This window comes from Cytobacillus dafuensis, from assembly GCF_007995155.1.
GTDB classification, from domain to species: Bacteria; Bacillota; Bacilli; order Bacillales; family Cytobacillaceae; genus Cytobacillus; species Cytobacillus dafuensis.
This window is the reverse complement of the sequence record NZ_CP042593.1, coordinates 727,728-746,790: the sequence shown is the minus strand read 5'-3', so window position 1 is coordinate 746,790 and position 19,063 is coordinate 727,728. Positions and strand designations below refer to the sequence as shown.

Sequence of the window (19,063 nt, the reverse complement as noted above, 5' to 3'; positions counted from 1 at the left end):
AAGTTTTTCTAATGTTTAAAATGTCTTACTCCTGTGAACACCATGGCAATTCCATATTCGTCAGCTTTTTTAATCGAATCCTCGTCACGAACAGAACCACCTGGCTGAATAATTGCCGTAATCCCCGCTTTTGCAGCTGCTTCTACCGTATCATCCATCGGGAAAAAGGCATCTGATGCCATCGCTGCTCCGACTGCCTTTTCTCCAGCTTGGTCAAGGGCAATTTTTGCTGCTCCCACACGGTTCATCTGGCCTGCTCCAATACCAAGAGTCATGTCTGCATTATTAACGACAATCGCATTAGATTTCACATGCTTAACCACTTTCCAACCAAGCTTTAGTGCTTCCCATTCTTCCTTAGTTGGCTCTCTTTTCGTTGGAATGGAAACTTCCGCATCTTCAAGCGTTAATTGATCGTATTGTTGGATAAGCAATCCGCCTTCAATTGAAGTTAGCTTTACTTCTTCTTTTTCCTGTACATGAAAAGGAATTGTTAATAGACGAAGATTCTTTTTGCCTGTCAAAATAGCTAAAGCTTCTTTTGAAAAAGATGGAGCAATAATAATTTCAAGGAAAATGTCATAAAGTTTTTGTGCTGTTGCATCATCTACTTCCCTATTTAGAGCAATAATTCCCCCAAAAATAGAAACTGGATCTGCCGCAAATGCTTTTGAGAAAGCATCGAAAATGGTTGCACCGCTTCCAACTCCGCATGGATTCATATGCTTAACAGCGACTGCCGCTGGCTCTGTGAATTCTTTAACGATTTGGAGAGCTGCATCTGCATCGTTAATATTATTGTAGGATAACTCTTTTCCGTGTAATTGTTCCGCGTTGGCAATCGAAAATTCCGAACCTAAAGGCTTGCGATAAAAAGCCGCTTTTTGATGAGGGTTTTCTCCATATCTTAATGATTGCTTTAGTTCATAAGTGACCGTTAGCTTTTCAGGAGCTTCCTCGTTTGCTAGCTTTGTCATATAGTCAGCGATCATGGCATCATAAGCAGCAGTATGGCGGAATACCTTTGCAGCAAGCTTGCGGCGAGTTTCCTTTTGTACCTCTCCTGCATCCTTTAATTGAGCTAAGACGATTTCATAATCAGCTGGATCGACTACAACTGTAACGTACTCATGATTTTTAGCAGAAGCACGCAGCATAGCTGGACCGCCAATATCGATATTTTCAATCGCATCCTCAGTCGTTACATCAGGTTTTGCTATCGTTTGCTGGAATGGGTATAAATTGACACAAACGACATGAATTGGCTGAATTTGATGCTCTTCCATTTGTTGTTGATGGGAGGACTCACCAAACTTTGCAAGCAATCCACCGTGAATCATCGGATTTAACGTCTTGACCCGCCCTTCCAAAATTTCTGGAAATCCTGTTACATCACTTACACCGATTACAGGTACATCACTTTCCTCTAATGCTTTTTTCGTACCGCCTGTGGAAATGATCTCAAAGCCGAGCTCATGTAATTGCTTGGCAAATTCTGTTACACCTTTTTTATCGGAAACACTGATGAGTGCACGCTTTTTCATCGAATATCCTCCCTATTTTATGAGCTGCTTTTATTTGGAAAATAATTTCTTCAGAACTGCAGGATATAGCTGATGCTCAATTTCATGAATTTTTTCTTGAAGGCTCTCTCTTGTTTCAGCTGAATCTATATCGACCTCTTGTTGAGCAATGATTGGGCCAGTATCCATACCCTCATCTACGAAATGAATGGTCACGCCACTCTTTTTCACATTAGCGTTTAGAGCTTGACCAATTGCATCCTTGCCTGGGAAGGCTGGAAGCAGTGAAGGGTGGATATTCACGATTCTCCCTTCAAACTCTTTAAGAAGTATTGGTCCAATAAGTCTCATATAGCCTGCTAGCACAATAAATTCAATCTTATTTTCTTTTAATTTTTTTAGGATTTCATTCTCATACTCTTCTTTTCCAGCATAATCCTTTGCTGAAAAAGTAAAATAAGGAATGTCTTCATTCGTCGCTCTCTCAATACAAAATGCATTTGGCTTGTCACATACTAATAGCTTTAAGTTAGCTTGAAGCTCACCCTTCTTCACTTCATCTATAATGGCCTGAAAATTTGAGCCGCTTCCGGAAGCAAATACTGCGATATTCTTCATTTTATTTCAATACCTTCCTGCTCGGCTACTGTCCCTAGAAGATATGCTTTCTCGCCGAGTTCGTTAAAATGATGAATAACCTCATCTGCCTCTGCCTTGTCAACAGCCACAACCATACCTGTTCCCATGTTGAAAATATTGTACATTTCTTTCCAGTCCAAATCCCCAATTGATTGCATAAGCTTAAATATTGCAGGCACTTCCCAATTTTTTTCAATAAGCTCAGCACCTAATCCATCCGGCAGCATACGCGGGATATTTTCAATAAAACCACCGCCTGTAATATGCGCCATTCCTTTAATTTTGAACTTTTCTAAGGCAGATAAAATTGATTTTACATAGATTCGAGTGGGGCGCAAAAGCTCCTCGCCTAAAGTGCAGCCTAATTCATCCACATAATCTGTTAAGGCCATATTGGCTTTCTCGAAAAATAGCTTTCTCACAAGGGAGTATCCATTGCTGTGAATCCCGCTTGACGCAAGACCAATTAAGGCATCTCCCGCCTTGATATCCGCACCAGTGATCATATTTTTTTTTTCACAGGCACCTACAGAAAATCCAGCAAGATCATATTCTTCCTCGCTGTACATGCCTGGCATTTCTGCCGTTTCCCCGCCAACAAGAGCGCAGCCTGCCTGCTCACAGCCATCTGCAATTCCTTTGACAATGGCTTCGATTCTAACAGGATCGGCTTTACCGCAAGCAATATAATCTAAAAAGTAAATTGGCTCAGCACCTTGAACGACAATATCATTCACACACATGGCAACCGCATCAATCCCGATCGTATCATGCTTATCCATCATAAAAGCCAGCATCAATTTTGTCCCAACACCATCTGTCCCAGATACTAAAACAGGCTCCTTTAAATTCAGAACAGATAAATCAAACATTCCACCAAAGCCGCCTAGGCCGCCAAGCACTCCAGGGCGAATCGTTTTCTCTACATGTTTCTTCATACGAGATACTGCTTCGTAGCCTGCTTCAATATTTACTCCGGCTTGTTTATAAGCATTTGCCATCCTTGTTCCTCCTAATATAGAAAAGCGCAAACGCCTTGCTCACCCCCGACAAGCATAAGACAGGCTGACTAGAAGGTTGTTCTTTAACCTTCTTGGTGGACTGACTTATGACCTCGAGGTCGACAAAAGCGCGACGTCCTGTCGCATTGTCGACACTAGTACGTCCTGTACGTCGGGGGGAGGCGCTGGAGCTAGACATTTCTCTAATTTGAAAAAAGTTAAACTTTCTATCTTTTAAAACAGGAATTTTAGTAAGACTATGTTAAACTTCCCTGTTGATTTCCGCTCCAATCAACAACAAATTAGCATTATTTATTTTCCGAGTACACAAATGTAAAACCATTTTACATAAAGTTACAATTACTTTTGAAAAGAAAAACGACATCTTACAATGCCGCTTTCTTTTATCATGTCATTAGCAAGTAGGGACTTGATTATCAATAGATGAAGGATAAATTTCTGTCGGGTATTTGCCTGTGAAGCAAGCAAGACATTGACCACAAGTATCTCCTACTTCTTTTCGTCCAATTGCCTTAACGGTACCCTCTACACTAAGGAAGGATAATGAATCGGCCCCGATCATTTGTCTTATTTCTTCAATTGAATAATTAGCTGCGATTAATTCCTCTTTTGTTGATGTGTCTATTCCATAGAAGCATGGATGTTGAATTGGAGGGGAGCTGATCAGAACATGAACTTCAGTTGCTCCTGCCTCTTTCAGCATGTTAACGATTCTACGACTAGTCGTGCCTCGTACAATCGAATCATCGACCATTACAACCCTTTTCCCTTCGACGACACCTCTTACCGGAGAGAGCTTCATTTTTACCCCTTGTTCCCGTAAAGATTGAGAAGGCTTAATAAAGGTTCTGCCGACATAACGGTTTTTAATTAAACCCATTTCATATGGAATACCTGCTGCTTCTGCATAGCCGATCGCAACAGAAGTACCCGAATCAGGGACACCTGTTACAACATCAGCTTCAATTGGAAATTCAAAGGCTAATTGTTTTCCTAAATTTTTACGAGCTGTATGAACATTAATCCCGTTAATATTGCTATCAGGGCGGGAGAAATAAATATATTCCATTGTGCACATGGCGATATTAGACGCCATAGCAAACATTTCTGAACGAACACCATTGTCGTCAATGATCAGTAACTCACCTGGCTCTACATCGCGGATAAATTGGGCACCAACAATATCAAAAGCGCATGTTTCAGACGCCACGACATAAGCATCACCAATTTTCCCTAAGGAAAGCGGCCTCATTCCATTTGGATCTAGGGCAACCATTAATTCTGTCTCTGTCATAACGAGAAAGGCATAAGCACCTTTTAGCATGGACAAAGCATATTTTACCCTGTCCTTGAAAGAGGCATATCCACCCCTTCTGATCAAATGGGCTAATACCTCTGTATCTGAGCTTGTTTGGAAAATGCTCCCTTGTCCTTCAAGCTGATTTCTTAAAGCAGTAGCATTGATTAGATTCCCATTATGGCAAAGTCCCATGCTTCCGCTTTGGAAATGGAACAGCAATGGCTGAACATTTTCATAGCCGCCGCCACCCGCTGTCGAATACCTTACATGTCCGATGGCAGCTTTACCATTCAGCTCATTGATATCTTCAGCTGAAAAAACCTCATTAACGAGGCCTTCCCCTTTTTTTCCTTTCAGCTTCTTGCCGTCCGTTACGACCATCCCTGTTCCTTCTTGCCCGCGATGCTGCAAACTATGAAGGCCATAATACGTGATTTGAGAAGCATCTGGATGACCCCAAACGCCAAAGACGCCACATTCTTCGTTTAACCCTTTTATTTCAGCAAGCATGAGATGGCTCCTTTCCAAGCCTGCCCTAGCGCTTCAACCTGCTCAGCTAAGACAAGCCCTTCTTCTGAAGAGATAGTAAGAACTGGTTGCTCCGAGACTTCTCCTATTAGCTTTGCATCTACTAAGCTTTCAAACTGTTGTTGGTTTTCTTTTTTGACAGTTAATAAGAAGCGTGATTGGGACTCACTGAATAATGCCGAAACTTTATTTCCTGAAATTTGAACATTCGCACCAAGGCCATTTGAACCGATCAAGCTCTCAGCGATTGCAACGGCTAATCCGCCTTCTGCTACATCATGAGCAGAAGCCACAAGACCTGAACGTATAGCATTTAACACTTGCTTCTGGTTCTTTCCTTCGATGTCAAGATCGATCTCAGGTGCTTTTCCAAATATCTTTCCGTATGTCAGCTTTTGCAGCTCACTTCCACCGAATTCATCCTTTGTTTCTCCTAAAAGATAAATAAGGTCTCCCGCTGCTTTAAAAGCTTGAGTTGTAACATGATTTAAATCTTTAACAAGGCCAACCATTCCAATGATTGGTGTAGGATAAATCGCTTCACCATTCGTTTCATTGTATAAAGAAACATTTCCGCCAATTACAGGAGTATCTAAGGCAAGACAGGCTGCACTAATTCCATCTGCTGCTTTTTCAATCTGCCAGAAGATTTCAGGCTTTTCTGGGCTTCCGAAGTTAAGGCCATCTGTAATTGCTAAAGGCTCTCCACCTGAGCAGACGATGTTTCTTGCTGCTTCCGCTACAGAAATTTTTCCGCCTGTTTCTGGATCAAGGTAAATATAGCGAGAGTTACAGTCTGTTGTCATCGCTAGTCCTTTTTTTGTATCGCGGATTCGAATAACCGCCGCATCAGAACCAGGTGAAACAACTGTATTTGTGCGTACCATATAGTCATATTGGTCATAAACCCACTCTTTACTTGCAATAGTAGGCTGCTGCAATAGATTAATTAATGTTTCTTTATAGTCTTCTACTGCTGGAACATCATTTTCCATGTCCTGATATTCACGATAGTAGGCTGGCTCTTGTGATGGTTTATGATAAACCGGAGCCTCCTCAGCAAGAGCATCCGCTGGAACATCCGCAACAATTTCTCCATTATGAATAAGACGCAGCATTTTATCATCTGTAACTTTACCAATTGCAACTGCTTCAAGATCATATTTGGAGAAAAGGTCTACAATTTCTTGTTCTCGGCCTTTTTTCACAACGATTAACATTCTCTCTTGTGATTCGGAAAGCATCATTTCATAGGCTGTCATGCCTGTTTCCCGTTGCGGTACAAGATCAAGATTCATCTCAATGCCTGAACCCGCTTTACTTGCCATTTCTGCAGAGGAGCTTGTCAGTCCAGCAGCTCCCATATCTTGAATTCCAACAAGTGCATCCGATTTAACAAGCTCGAGACATGCTTCTAATAAAAGCTTTTCCATAAACGGATCGCCAACTTGAACGGCTGGGCGATTTTCTTCCGATTGATCTGTTAATTCTTCTGAAGCGAAAGTTGCTCCGTGGATTCCATCTCTCCCCGTTTTCGCTCCTACATACATCACAGTATTTCCAACACCATGTGCTTGGCCTTTTTGAATATCTTTATGGTCAATTAAGCCGACACACATTGCATTGACTAGCGGGTTTCCTTCATAGGCTGGGTCAAATTGTATTTCTCCACCAACGGTTGGAATCCCAATACAGTTCCCATAGCCAGCGATACCAGCCACTACTTCTTTAAAAAGGTATTTCGTACGTGCATTATCTAATTCTCCAAATCTTAATGAGTTCAGCATCGCTACTGGTCTTGCACCCATTGAAAACACATCGCGAATAATCCCGCCTACACCCGTTGCTGCTCCTTGATAAGGCTCAATCGCAGAAGGGTGATTATGGCTTTCGATTTTAAAGACAACTGCTTGTTCATCACCGATATCAACAATTCCAGCTCCTTCACCAGGACCTTGAAGAACTCGTTCACCCTTAGTAGGGAATTTTTTTAGAACAGGCTTGGAATTTTTATAACTGCAGTGCTCTGACCACATAACAGAGAAGAGGCCGATTTCTGTGTAATTCGGCAGACGCCCAAGAATTTTTTCAACCATCGCAAACTCTTCGTCTGTTAAACCCATTTCTTTATATACTTTCATTTCCTTTAATTGCTCCGGACTTGGCTCAAGCATTAACGACATGTGCTTCCCTCCATTGTTTTACGATTGATTGAAAAAGCTTCAGACCATCTGCACCACCTAATAGCTCATCAACAGCTCTTTCAGGGTGAGGCATCATTCCAAGGACATTTCCTTTTTCATTGATAATACCCGCAATATTTTCAAGGCTTCCATTAGGATTAGAGCCGTTATAAGTAAAAACAATTTGATTATTTTCTTTTAATTTGGCAAGTGTTTCTTCATCACAATAGTAATTTCCTTCACCATGTGCGATTGGAATCGTAATGACTTCATCTTTCTCATAAGCAGTGGAAAACATTGTTTCGTTATTTTCGACTTTTAATTCAACTGGGCGGCAAATGAATTTTAAGCTTTCATTTCTTCTCATTGCACCTGGTAGAAGACCAGCCTCTAATAAAATTTGAAATCCATTACAAACGCCAAGTACTGGTTTCCCCGCTTCAGCTGCTTTCATAACTTCCTTCATGACATTGCTAAAACGTGCAATTGCTCCTGAGCGAAGATAATCCCCGTATGAAAAGCCTCCTGGAAGAAGGATGCCGTCAAATTCATCTAAGTTTTCAGCATCATGCCAAACATATTCTACATCAGCACCTAGCTCATCCTTCACAGCATGATACATGTCTACGTCACAATTCGATCCTGGAAATACGATAACCGCGAATCTCACTGAGCAACAGCCTCCTCGATTTCAAAACGGTAATCTTCAATAACGACATTTGCTAATAAACGCTCACACATTTCTTTAACGATTTCTTCTACATCACGATCAGACTTTTCAATATTTAATTCCATGAATTTCCCGATGCGGACATCTGATACTTCGTTGTAATTCATTGTGTGTAAGGAGTTTTTTACAGCTGTTCCTTGTGGATCTAATACACTTTCTCTTAATGTGACGAATACCTTTACTTTGTACATACTTTTTGGCCTCCTAGTCTGGATAAAATATTTTCATAGGCATCTGTTAAACTTCCAAGATCACGACGGAATACGTCTTTATCTAGCTTTTCATTTGTAGCGATATCCCAAAGTCGGCAAGTATCTGGAGAGATTTCATCAGCAAGCAGAATAGCTCCGCTTTGATCTTTTCCAAACTCGAGCTTAAAATCCACTAGTCGTATTCCTAACTCTTTGAAAAATTCCGTTAATACTGAGTTCACTTTTAGTGCTTTTTCTTTAATTATTTCAACTTCTTCCTTGCTGGCAAGCTGAAGGATTTCAATATGGTCTTCCGTCAATAACGGATCTCCTAGGTCATCGTCTTTATAGTAAAATTCCACAATCGTTCTTGTGAGAGGTTTTCCTTCTTCCACCCCTAATCTTTTCGCAAAGCTTCCGGCGGAAACATTTCGGACTACTGTTTCAAGCGGGATAATGGCTACTTTTTTTACAAGCTGCTCCGTTTCTGAAATCTTGCTTATGAAGTGAGAATCAATGCCTAATTCTTTAAGCTTCGAAAATAGCAAACTTGTAATCTCGTTATTCAAACGACCTTTTCCGTCGATGCTCGCTTTCTTTTCACCATTAAAGGCAGTCGCTGAATCTTTATACTCGATCCAAACAATATTTTCATCATTTGTCTCGTAAACCTTTTTCGCTTTCCCTTCGTATAACAATGATCCTTTTTCCATGACGGAAGCCTCCTTAGTTTGAAGATTAGGAATTTTTTTACTAATATTTTTACACGTATTGGTTAAAAAAAAAGGCAAAGGACAACCTTTACCTCTTTTCAATTTTCATGTCGTGCGAGTCGCTTGCGCTTTTCTTATAAACCTAAGCGATCAAAAATCGTGTCTACATGCTTAATATGGTAGTTGTAATCAAAGCAGTCATCTATTTCAGCAAGGGATAGATTTGATGTAATTTTTTCATCCTGCTCAATTAGACTGCGGAATGGAACCTGTTTTTCCCAAGCTTCCATTGCACGCGGCTGGACTGTGTCATAAGCTTCTTCACGAGGAAGCCCTTTATCGATAAGAGCTAGAAGAACTCGTTGAGAGTAAATCAGTCCTAATGTACGATCCATATTGCGCTTCATATTCTCAGGGAAGACTGTTAAATTCTTCACGATGTTTCCAAAGCGATTCAGCATGTAGTTTAAGGCAATCGTAGCATCTGGAATAATGATTCTCTCAGCTGAAGAATGGGAGATATCCCTTTCATGCCATAGCGGCACATTCTCATATGCAGTCATCATGTATCCACGAATTACTCTTGCCATCCCTGTCATATTTTCAGAACCTATTGGGTTGCGCTTATGCGGCATAGCAGAAGAGCCTTTTTGACCTTTAGCAAAAAATTCTTCAACTTCACGCGTTTCACTTTTTTGCAGACCGCGAACTTCTGTTGCAAATTTCTCGATCGATGTAGCGATTAATGCAATCGTGCTCATATAATGTGCATGACGATCACGCTGTAAAGTCTGTGTAGAAATTGGTGCAGGCTTAATGCCAAGCTTCTCACATACGTATTTCTCCACAAAAGGATCGATGTTTGCGTATGTTCCTACTGCCCCAGAAATTTTTCCAAATTCAACGCCTTCTGCAGCGGCTTTAAAGCGGTCAAGATTTCGCTTCATTTCCTCGTACCATAGCGCAAGCTTAAGTCCAAATGTTGTTGGTTCAGCATGTACCCCATGAGTACGGCCCATCATTACTGTATACTTATGTTCTTTTGCTTTATTTTTTAAAATCTCAACAAATCGTTCTAAATCTTTTAACAGAATATTATTAGCCTGTTTGATTTGATAGGATAATGCTGTATCCACAACATCTGTTGACGTTAATCCGTAGTGCACCCATTTGCGCTCCTCGCCTAGCGTTTCAGAAACAGCGCGAGTAAATGCAACAACATCATGTCTTGTTTCTTCTTCAATTTCTTTAATGCGATCAATATCGAAGGAAGCTTTTTCGCGGATTTTTTGAACATCCTCTTTTGGAATGTCGCCAAGCTCTGCCCATGCTTCACAAGCAAGGATTTCAACCTCTAACCACGCTTGAAAGCGATTTTCTTCTGTCCAAATTGCACCCATTTCAGGTCTTGTGTAACGTTCGATCATTTTTTATCCTCCGATCTTTTCTATCACATTGGACCAAATGTCGCTTTTATTTATCTCTGAAAGTGCTTCTTCAATCGAGTCTCGTAAAAGTGTGACATGGCCCATCTTGCGTTTATATTTGGCTTCCTTTTTCCCGTATAAATGTATCTTCCAGTCATTTAATAAAGGTAATTCCTTCATTAATGGATCCACATGTTCTCCTAGTATATTAACCATTACTGCTGGTTTTAATAGCCCTGTTTTTCCGAGTGGCCAATTACAAATGGCTCGGATATGCTGCTCAAACTGGGAGGTTTCACATGCCTCAATGGAATAATGTCCCGAATTATGTGGCCGAGGTGCAAGCTCATTAATGTAAATATGCTCATCTGTTGTAAGGAACATTTCAACTGCCAAAGTTCCTACAAGATCAAGAGCTTCTGCAAGCTGTTCTGCTGCATGAATCGCTTTTTCCTCTGCATTCTTTGAGATTCTCGCAGGAACAATTGTCTGGTGCAGGATATTCTCCTTATGAATGTTTTCACCAACAGGCAACACGGCAGTTTCACCTGAGACACTGCGGCAAATGATTACGGAGATTTCCTTTTCAAATGGAATCCATTTTTCAAGGACACAGACTCCATGATCAAGTAGTTTTGCTGCTTCATTTATATCCTGCTTATTTTTTATGACAACTTGTCCTTTTCCATCATATCCGCCTCTAGAAGTCTTTAATACCGCTGGAAGTCCAAGCTTTTCTATATTAACATAAATCTCTTCTGCCGTTTCGATTACGGCATACGGAGCAACCTCGGCACCAGCCTCTTGAATAGCTGCCTTTTCCGTTTTTCGATCCTGAGTAACTTGAAGTAATTTAGATCCTTGAGGAACATATGTGTTTGCACATAGCCACTCCAAGGCTTGAGCATTAATATTTTCAAATTCATAGGTAATGACATCACTTACTTTTGCCAATTGTTTGATTGAATCGATATTGTCATATTCACCAATGATTTTATTATCCGCTACTTGTCCACAAGGTGAGTCCTCTGTCGGGTCCAGCACTGCAATTCTAAAGCCCTGTGCTTTTGCAGCAATGGCCATCATTCTCCCTAATTGGCCTCCGCCTATAATTCCAATGGTTTGTCCTGGCAAGATGACTTTATTAGACAAGCTCATCACTACTTTCTAAAACTTCTTGTTTAGTCTTTTCTCTTTTTTGTTCTAGACGATCTGCAATCTTTAAATCAAATGCACCTAATATTTGTGCAGCAAGAAGGCCCGCATTGACTGCGCCTGCCTTTCCAATTGCAACGGTTGCTACAGGTACTCCTCCTGGCATTTGCACGATTGATAGGAGTGAGTCAAGCCCGTTTAATGCCTTTGATTGGACAGGTACTCCAATAACCGGAAGTGTTGTTTTTGCAGCAACCATTCCTGGAAGATGAGCTGCTCCTCCAGCTCCGGCAATAATCACCTTAATGCCTTTTTCCCTTGCGTTTTCTGCATATTCAAACATGAGATCTGGAGTGCGATGAGCTGAAACAACCTTCTTTTCATATGAAATTTCAAGCTCGTCAAGAATTGCGCAAGCATGCTTCATTGTTTCCCAATCAGATTTGCTTCCCATGATTACTGCTACCTGTGCTTTCATCTTTCTCCTCCAGATGTTGATTTTTCTCATCATTTTCAATAAAAAAGCCCAGACAGATTCTTTCTACATGGAGAGAAAGCAATCTGACTGGGCTATCAAGCACATAGGGAACACACCTTAATAGAACAGGATGAATTCCTATTTACGCCAGGCATATCTACTTTCCCTCATAGTCCGACAATTTACGGTCATCAGGTAGAAACTTATGGGCCATATTCCCATTATTATACGAGGGGGTAATTTCTTTAATTTATAACTTATATTCACATATTAACAACTTATCTGCAGTCATGTCAACCTAAAATCGAACAATAAAAATTAGCAATTATTAATTGTTCGTGTTTTGTTATTCTATCGCTTTCGCTTCAAAGAGAATCTGGCGTCCTACTGGTTCATAGGAAACTGTACCGCCCGTTTTTTTCTCCTCAAAAATTGGCTTTTCCGTTCTTCTCACAGGTACATAACCTGCTTTTTTTATTCTATCTAGACACATATCAATTGTTTCATTTTCCTCTACTTCAAAAATCATCTTCTTTTTTCCATTACTCATGAATATAACTTCCCTTTCTAAACTGATTTTACCCAGAAGCTACCATTAATGGTTTTCGGCTCATTAGTGATAAAATTTTTACAAACAAATTTAATCACAAGAATAATGATACCCATTATAAAGCTATTTTCTAACAATGCAAGTCCTCTGCTAATCTACCCTTATTCATAATTATTTTACTTCTATTATTAAGCTGTACAAAAAATAATGACCTATTTATCGGAGTGTAAGGAAAGATCTTGTTCCAATTGTTTTTAATGCTTGGAGTGCATTTATGATTTCGAAACAAAATAGAAGAACTATTAGAACATTATTTAAACAAGCGATTTAATTGATATTGAGTTTTCAGAAACATTTTGGGGAATATTATAAAAAACTTCCAATCAATACATCTTAGGGGGAAGCAAATGGATAAAAGATTAGCTGACATTGAACAAAGATTAACGAAGGAATACAAGGACATAGCAATTTTCGTAAAACATGTTTTTGATGAATACGACATAAAAACAGACGAGCATCGACGTCTAATCGCATCGAACGCATTGGCTGGAATAAAAACATCTGGAGTTGAAGAAAAAGTATTCTACGATATGATACAAGAAACTAAACGATGGATGCTTGATGTCTTGGAGCGTACTGCTCAAGACTTTGAGCACAAAGGGGATAAATACTGGAACAAAAATTTCCCGGATGGCACACATAAATAACTGAATCATTACAATTAAGCCCTTCTCAAGGTGAGAAGGGCCCTTTTCTATAAGTTTAGAAGTTGAGTTCTTTCCTATTGAGCAAGCTTTAGAATCTCTGCGTCGGCTGCGCTCGTTCCGTCCTCATGTGCATCGCACATTCCGGGCGTCACTCCCTTGCTTCCTTGATCTCCTTGCTTCTTCAAACCCTCGGGGTTTGCTTTCTAAATATCTTCTCATTTTTATACAAATTTTCAAATGTTCTTCGAACATAAATAAAAAAGAACAGCTTTATTTAGCTGTTCTTCATTTCGCTTGGCGACGTCCTACTCTCACAAGGGGACAGCCCCTAACTACCATTGGCGCAGAAGCTTAACTTCCGTATTCAGCCTCGGCTTTGAATAAGCTGCGGATCTCTGCGTCAGCTGCGCTCGTTCCGTCCTCATGTGCATCGCACATTCCGGGCGTCACTCCCTTGCTTCCTTGATCTCCTTGCTTCTTCAAACCCTCGGGGTTTGCTTTCTAAATATCTTCTCATTTTTATACAAATTTTCAAATGTTCTTCGAACATAAATAAAAAAGAACAGCTTTATTTAGCTGTTCTTCATTTCGCTTGGCGACGTCCTACTCTCACAAGGGGACAGCCCCTAACTACCATTGGCGCTGAGAAGCTTAACTTCCGTGTTCGGGATGGGAACGGGTGTGACCTTCTCGCTATCGCCACCAAACTGTATAAAATTGAGGTTTGTTCCCTCAAAACTAGATAATGCAGAAGAAGAATTCGAGTAATCAATTTGGTTAAGTCCTCGACCGATTAGTATTTGTCAGCTCCACGTGTCACCACGCTTCCACCTCAAACCTATCAACCTGATCATCTTTCAGGGGTCTTACTAGCTTGACGCTATGGGAAATCTCATCTCGAGGGGGGCTTCATGCTTAGATGCTTTCAGCACTTATCCCTTCCGCACATAGCTACCCAGCGATGCTCTTGGCAGAACAACTGGTACACCAGCGGTGCGTCCATCCCGGTCCTCTCGTACTAAGGACAGCTCCTCTCAAATTTCCTGCGCCCACGACGGATAGGGACCGAACTGTCTCACGACGTTCTGAACCCAGCTCGCGTACCGCTTTAATGGGCGAACAGCCCAACCCTTGGGACCGACTACAGCCCCAGGATGCGATGAGCCGACATCGAGGTGCCAAACCTCCCCGTCGATGTGGACTCTTGGGGGAGATAAGCCTGTTATCCCCGGGGTAGCTTTTATCCGTTGAGCGATGGCCCTTCCATGCGGAACCACCGGATCACTAAGCCCGACTTTCGTCCCTGCTCGACTTGTAGGTCTCGCAGTCAAGCTCCCTTATGCCTTTACACTCTTCGAATGATTTCCAACCATTCTGAGGGAACCTTTGGGCGCCTCCGTTACTTTTTAGGAGGCGACCGCCCCAGTCAAACTGCCCACCTGACACTGTCTCCCACCCCGATCAGGGGTGCGGGTTAGAATTTCAATACAGCCAGGGTAGTATCCCACCGATGCCTCCACCGAAGCTAGCGCTCCGGCTTCCAAGGCTCCTACCTATCCTGTACAAGCTGTACCGAAATTCAATATCAGGCTACAGTAAAGCTCCACGGGGTCTTTCCGTCCTGTCGCGGGTAACCTGCATCTTCACAGGTACTATAATTTCACCGAGTCTCTCGTTGAGACAGTGCCCAGATCGTTACGCCTTTCGTGCGGGTCGGAACTTACCCGACAAGGAATTTCGCTACCTTAGGACCGTTATAGTTACGGCCGCCGTTTACTGGGGCTTCAATTCAGAGCTTCGCTTGCGCTAACCCCTCCTCTTAACCTTCCAGCACCGGGCAGGCGTCAGCCCCTATACTTCGCCTTACGGCTTCGCAGAGACCTGTGTTTTTGCTAAACAGTCGCCTGGGCCTATTCACTGCGGCTCATCCGGGCTATTCACCCAAATGAGCACCCCTTCTCCCGAAGTTACGGGGTGATTTTGCCGAGTTCCTTAACGAGAGTTCTCTCGCTCACCTTAGGATTCTCTCCTCGCCTACCTGTGTCGGTTTGCGGTACGGGCACCTTTTCCCTCGCTAGAGGCTTTTCTTGGCAGTGTGGATTCAGGAACTTCGGTACTTTATTTCCCTCGCCGTCACAGCTCAGCCTTTATGCAAGCGGGATTTGCCTCGCTTGCAGCCTAACTGCTTGGACGCGCTATTCCAGCAGCGCGCTTACCCTATCCTCCTGCGTCCCCCCATTGCTCAAACGGTAAAGAGGTGGTACAGGAATATCAACCTGTTGTCCATCGCCTACGCTTTTCAGCCTCGGCTTAGGTCCCGACTAACCCTGAGCGGACGAGCCTTCCTCAGGAAACCTTAGGCATTCGGTGGATGGGATTCTCACCCATCTTTCGCTACTCATACCGGCATTCTCACTTCTAAGCGCTCCACCAGTCCTTACGGTCTAGCTTCAACGCCCTTAGAACGCTCTCCTACCACTGACATCGTAGATGTCAATCCACAGCTTCGGTGATACGTTTAGCCCCGGTACATTTTCGGCGCAGAGTCACTCGACCAGTGAGCTATTACGCACTCTTTAAATGGTGGCTGCTTCTAAGCCAACATCCTGGTTGTCTAAGCAACTCCACATCCTTTTCCACTTAACGTATACTTTGGGACCTTAGCTGGTGGTCTGGGCTGTTTCCCTCTTGACTACGGATCTTATCACTCGCAGTCTGACTCCCATGGATAAGTCTTTGGCATTCGGAGTTTGTCTGAATTCGGTAACCCGATGAGGGCCCCTAGTCCAAACAGTGCTCTACCTCCAAGACTCTTACTACATGAGGCTAGCCCTAAAGCTATTTCGGAGAGAACCAGCTATCTCCAAGTTCGATTGGAATTTCTCCGCTACCCACACCTCATCCCCGCACTTTTCAACGTGCGTGGGTTCGGTCCTCCATCCAGTGTTACCTGGACTTCAACCTGGACATGGGTAGGTCACCTGGTTTCGGGTCTACGACCACATACTCATTCGCCCTATTCAGACTCGCTTTCGCTGCGGCTCCGTCTCTTCAACTTAACCTCGCATGTAATCGTAACTCGCCGGTTCATTCTACAAAAGGCACGCCATCACCCGTTAATGGGCTCTGACTACTTGTAGGCACACGGTTTCAGGATCTCTTTCACTCCCCTTCCGGGGTGCTTTTCACCTTTCCCTCACGGTACTGGTTCACTATCGGTCACTAGGGAGTATTTAGCCTTGGGAGATGGTCCTCCCTGCTTCCGACGGGATTTCACGTGTCCCGCCGTACTCAGGATCCACTCTGGAGGGAACGAAGTTTCAACTACAGGGCTTTTACCTTCTATGGCCGGCCTTTCCAGACCTGTTCATTTACCTCGTTCCTTTGTAACTCCGTGTAGAGTGTCCTACAACCCCAAGAGGCAAGCCTCTTGGTTTGGGCTAATCCCGTTTCGCTCGCCGCTACTCAGGGAATCGCGTTTGCTTTCTCTTCCTCCGGGTACTTAGATGTTTCAGTTCCCCGGGTCTGCCTTCAATACCCTATGTATTCAGGTAAAGATCCTATCCCATTACGGATAGGGGGTTCCCCCATTCGGAAATCTCCGGATCAAAGCTTACTTACAGCTCCCCGAAGCATATCGGTGTTAGTCCCGTCCTTCATCGGCTCCTAGTGCCTAGGCATTCACCGTGCGCCCTTTCTAACTTAACCTACTTCGGCTAACGATCAACTTCGAATCTCTGCGTCAGCTCTCTCACTGTGCTCCTCACGTACTAGGTACGTTCCGGTGCTCGTTCGGTCGCTTCCTTGATCTTCTCGCTGCTCGTCATCCTCATGGTTTGTACTCTTACTTTATTTTAAAAAATAAGAGAGAAAACTAAAATGGCGATTACTCGGTTATTCTTCTTCATTTCATTATCTAGTTTTCAAAGAACAAAAGTTTTGAGAGATTATTCTCTCAAAACTGAACGAACAAGAAACGTCTTATTTAAGAAGTATGAAATACTTCTATATATCCTTAGAAAGGAGGTGATCCAGCCGCACCTTCCGATACGGCTACCTTGTTACGACTTCACCCCAATCATCTGTCCCACCTTAGGCGGCTGGCTCCTTACGGTTACCCCACCGACTTCGGGTGTTACAAACTCTCGTGGTGTGACGGGCGGTGTGTACAAGGCCCGGGAACGTATTCACCGCGGCATGCTGATCCGCGATTACTAGCGATTCCGGCTTCATGCAGGCGAGTTGCAGCCTGCAATCCGAACTGAGAATGGTTTTATGGGATTCGCTTAACCTCGCGGTCTCGCAGCCCTTTGTACCATCCATTGTAGCACGTGTGTAGCCCAGGTCATAAGGGGCATGATGATTTGACGTCATCCCCACCTTCCTCCGGTTTGTCACCGGCAGTCACCTTAGAGTGCCCAACTGAATGCTGGCAACTAAGATCAAGGGTTGCGCTCGTTGCGGGACTTAACCCAACATCTCACGACACGAGCTGACGACAACCATGCACCACCTGTCACTCTGTCCCCCGAAGGGGAACGCCCTATCTCTAGGGTTGGCAGAGGATGTCAAGACCTGGTAAGGTTCTTCGCGTTGCTTCGAATTAAACCACATGCTCCACCGCTTGTGCGGGCCCCCGTCAATTCCTTTGAGTTTCAGCCTTGCGGCCGTACTCCCCAGGCGGAGTGCTTAATGCGTTAGCTGCAGCACTAAGGGGCGGAAACCCCCTAACACTTAGCACTCATCGTTTACGGCGTGGACTACCAGGGTATCTAATCCTGTTCGCTCCCCACGCTTTCGCGCCTCAGTGTCAGTTACAGACCAGAAAGTCGCCTTCGCCACTGGTGTTCCTCCACATCTCTACGCATTTCACCGCTACACGTGGAATTCCACTTTCCTCTTCTGCACTCAAGTTCCCCAGTTTCCAATGACCCTCCACGGTTGAGCCGTGGGCTTTCACATCAGACTTAAGGAACCACCTGCGCGCGCTTTACGCCCAATAATTCCGGACAACGCTTGCCACCTACGTATTACCGCGGCTGCTGGCACGTAGTTAGCCGTGGCTTTCTGGTTAGGTACCGTCAAGGTACCGCCCTATTCGAACGGTACTTGTTCTTCCCTAACAACAGAGTTTTACGATCCGAAAACCTTCATCACTCACGCGGCGTTGCTCCGTCAGACTTTCGTCCATTGCGGAAGATTCCCTACTGCTGCCTCCCGTAGGAGTCTGGGCCGTGTCTCAGTCCCAGTGTGGCCGATCACCCTCTCAGGTCGGCTACGCATCGTTGCCTTGGTGAGCCGTTACCTCACCAACTAGCTAATGCGCCGCGGGCCCATCTGTAAGTGATAGCCGAAGCCATCTTTCAGCTTCCCTACATGTGTAGGAAAGAATTATCCGGTATTAGCTCCGGTTTCCCGAAGTTATCCCAGTCTTACAGGCAGGTTGCCCACGTGTTACTCACCCGTCCGCCGCTAACTTGCGAGAGCAAGCTCTCACAAGTCCGCTCGACTTGCATGTATTAGGCACGCCGCCAGCGTTCGTCCTGAGCCAGGATCAAACTCTCCAATAAATTGTGAGTTGATTAGCTCATAGTGTCTTTTTAATAAAAAGACTAAAAAATAAACGTTGACGTTTTTGTTCGTTCAGTTTTCAAAGAACAATGTTTCTATCAATATTATCGCTCAGAAGCGACTTTATTAATATATCATTTTTAAATCGCGGTGTCAACAACTTTTTTTACTATCAAAATGTTGTTAACATGTCAGCGACTGTTTTTATATAATACCACCGCCTACATATAGGCGTCAACAAAAAACGTGAAATTTATTTATGTTTCCTCTCTCCAATTTTAACCAATAAAAACCCGGCCACACATGAGTAAGGCGATTCATATGCTTTGGATAAATGAAAAAAGCT

13 protein-coding genes, 3 rRNA genes and 1 riboswitch are annotated in these 19,063 nt (G+C 43.4%); of the genes, 1 reads left to right on the top strand and 15 read right to left on the bottom strand.

What is annotated here, in order from left to right; translation table 11 throughout:
- Window positions 1-8: 8 nt before the first annotated feature.
- From purH to FSZ17_RS03715, 12 genes are all read right to left on the bottom strand, one after another.
- Window positions 9-1,544, bottom strand: coding sequence for a bifunctional phosphoribosylaminoimidazolecarboxamide formyltransferase/IMP cyclohydrolase (purH, locus tag FSZ17_RS03770; protein ID WP_057776929.1), 1,536 nt, complete (start codon window positions 1,542-1,544; stop codon window positions 9-11).
- Between the two features lie 30 nt (window positions 1,545-1,574).
- Complete coding sequence (gene purN / locus FSZ17_RS03765) at window positions 1,575-2,141, bottom strand: phosphoribosylglycinamide formyltransferase (RefSeq protein WP_057776930.1); 567 nt, start codon at window positions 2,139-2,141, stop codon at window positions 1,575-1,577.
- Window positions 2,138-3,163 (bottom strand): phosphoribosylformylglycinamidine cyclo-ligase, encoded by a 1,026-nt coding sequence (gene purM / locus FSZ17_RS03760; protein ID WP_057776931.1) that lies wholly within the window; start codon window positions 3,161-3,163, stop codon window positions 2,138-2,140. Before purM ends, purN begins: the two co-directional genes overlap by 4 nt.
- 415 nt (window positions 3,164-3,578) lie before the next feature.
- On the bottom strand, window positions 3,579-4,994 hold the full coding sequence (purF, locus tag FSZ17_RS03755; RefSeq protein ID WP_057776932.1) for an amidophosphoribosyltransferase: 1,416 nt from the start codon (window positions 4,992-4,994) through the stop codon (window positions 3,579-3,581).
- Complete coding sequence (gene purL / locus FSZ17_RS03750) at window positions 4,979-7,195, bottom strand: phosphoribosylformylglycinamidine synthase subunit PurL (RefSeq protein WP_057776933.1); 2,217 nt, start codon at window positions 7,193-7,195, stop codon at window positions 4,979-4,981. The genes purF and purL overlap by 16 nt, the downstream gene beginning before the upstream one ends.
- Window positions 7,179-7,865 (bottom strand): phosphoribosylformylglycinamidine synthase subunit PurQ, encoded by a 687-nt coding sequence (purQ, locus tag FSZ17_RS03745; protein ID WP_057776934.1) that lies wholly within the window; start codon window positions 7,863-7,865, stop codon window positions 7,179-7,181. Before purQ ends, purL begins: the two co-directional genes overlap by 17 nt.
- Window positions 7,862-8,116, bottom strand: coding sequence for a phosphoribosylformylglycinamidine synthase subunit PurS (purS, locus tag FSZ17_RS03740; protein WP_057776935.1), 255 nt, complete (start codon window positions 8,114-8,116; stop codon window positions 7,862-7,864). Before purS ends, purQ begins: the two co-directional genes overlap by 4 nt.
- Window positions 8,104-8,829 carry a phosphoribosylaminoimidazolesuccinocarboxamide synthase gene (gene purC / locus FSZ17_RS03735; protein ID WP_057776936.1) on the bottom strand — a complete coding sequence of 242 codons (726 nt, stop codon included), beginning with the start codon at window positions 8,827-8,829 and terminating at the stop codon, window positions 8,104-8,106. Before purC ends, purS begins: the two co-directional genes overlap by 13 nt.
- Before the next feature lie 134 nt (window positions 8,830-8,963).
- On the bottom strand, window positions 8,964-10,256 hold the full coding sequence (gene purB, locus FSZ17_RS03730) for an adenylosuccinate lyase (protein ID WP_057776937.1): 1,293 nt from the start codon (window positions 10,254-10,256) through the stop codon (window positions 8,964-8,966).
- A 3-nt stretch (window positions 10,257-10,259) separates the two neighbouring features.
- Window positions 10,260-11,414 carry a 5-(carboxyamino)imidazole ribonucleotide synthase gene (gene purK, locus FSZ17_RS03725; RefSeq protein WP_185150664.1) on the bottom strand — a complete coding sequence of 385 codons (1,155 nt, stop codon included), beginning with the start codon at window positions 11,412-11,414 and terminating at the stop codon, window positions 10,260-10,262.
- Window positions 11,401-11,889, bottom strand: coding sequence for a 5-(carboxyamino)imidazole ribonucleotide mutase (gene purE / locus FSZ17_RS03720; protein ID WP_057776938.1), 489 nt, complete (start codon window positions 11,887-11,889; stop codon window positions 11,401-11,403). The genes purK and purE overlap by 14 nt, the downstream gene beginning before the upstream one ends.
- Window positions 11,890-12,039: 150 nt before the next feature.
- Window positions 12,040-12,141: riboswitch (purine riboswitch) on the bottom strand.
- A 94-nt stretch (window positions 12,142-12,235) separates the two neighbouring features.
- A complete protein-coding gene (locus FSZ17_RS03715; RefSeq protein WP_057776939.1) occupies window positions 12,236-12,439 on the bottom strand; it encodes an NETI motif-containing protein in 204 nt (67 codons plus the stop codon).
- Window positions 12,440-12,846: 407 nt separating this feature from the next.
- Between FSZ17_RS03715 and FSZ17_RS03710 the strand changes: the two genes are divergently transcribed.
- The gene (locus FSZ17_RS03710) at window positions 12,847-13,146 is read left to right on the top strand and encodes a hypothetical protein (protein WP_057776940.1); all 300 of its coding nucleotides are present in this window, start codon (window positions 12,847-12,849) and stop codon (window positions 13,144-13,146) included.
- Between the two features lie 590 nt (window positions 13,147-13,736).
- Here the strand turns inward: FSZ17_RS03710 and rrf are convergent.
- The 3 genes from rrf to FSZ17_RS03695 form a co-directional block, all read right to left on the bottom strand.
- Window positions 13,737-13,853, bottom strand: a 5S ribosomal RNA gene (rrf, locus tag FSZ17_RS03705).
- Between the two features lie 66 nt (window positions 13,854-13,919).
- A 23S ribosomal RNA gene (locus tag FSZ17_RS03700) occupies window positions 13,920-16,854 on the bottom strand.
- 311 nt (window positions 16,855-17,165) lie between these two features.
- Window positions 17,166-18,716, bottom strand: a 16S ribosomal RNA gene (locus FSZ17_RS03695).
- Together the 16S, 23S and 5S rRNA genes form the textbook arrangement of a ribosomal RNA operon.
- Window positions 18,717-19,063 lie beyond the last annotated feature (347 nt).

Excerpts from the sequence above, each read along its gene's own strand:
- purH (WP_057776929.1), bottom strand. The coding sequence starts at position 1,544 with ATGAAAAAGCGTGCACTCATCAGTGTTTCCGATAAAAAAGGTGTAACA.
- purN (WP_057776930.1), bottom strand. The coding sequence starts at position 2,141 with ATGAAGAATATCGCAGTATTTGCTTCCGGAAGCGGCTCAAATTTTCAG.
- purM (WP_057776931.1), bottom strand. The coding sequence starts at position 3,163 with ATGGCAAATGCTTATAAACAAGCCGGAGTAAATATTGAAGCAGGCTAC.
- purF (WP_057776932.1), bottom strand. The coding sequence starts at position 4,994 with ATGCTTGCTGAAATAAAAGGGTTAAACGAAGAATGTGGCGTCTTTGGC.
- purL (WP_057776933.1), bottom strand. The coding sequence starts at position 7,195 with ATGTCGTTAATGCTTGAGCCAAGTCCGGAGCAATTAAAGGAAATGAAA.
- purS (WP_057776935.1), bottom strand. The coding sequence starts at position 8,116 with ATGTACAAAGTAAAGGTATTCGTCACATTAAGAGAAAGTGTATTAGAT.
- purC (WP_057776936.1), bottom strand. The coding sequence starts at position 8,829 with ATGGAAAAAGGATCATTGTTATACGAAGGGAAAGCGAAAAAGGTTTAC.
- purB (WP_057776937.1), bottom strand. The coding sequence starts at position 10,256 with ATGATCGAACGTTACACAAGACCTGAAATGGGTGCAATTTGGACAGAA.
- purK (WP_185150664.1), bottom strand. The coding sequence starts at position 11,414 with ATGAGCTTGTCTAATAAAGTCATCTTGCCAGGACAAACCATTGGAATT.
- purE (WP_057776938.1), bottom strand. The coding sequence starts at position 11,889 with ATGAAAGCACAGGTAGCAGTAATCATGGGAAGCAAATCTGATTGGGAA.
- FSZ17_RS03715 (WP_057776939.1), bottom strand. The coding sequence starts at position 12,439 with ATGAGTAATGGAAAAAAGAAGATGATTTTTGAAGTAGAGGAAAATGAA.
- FSZ17_RS03710 (WP_057776940.1), top strand. The coding sequence starts at position 12,847 with ATGGATAAAAGATTAGCTGACATTGAACAAAGATTAACGAAGGAATAC.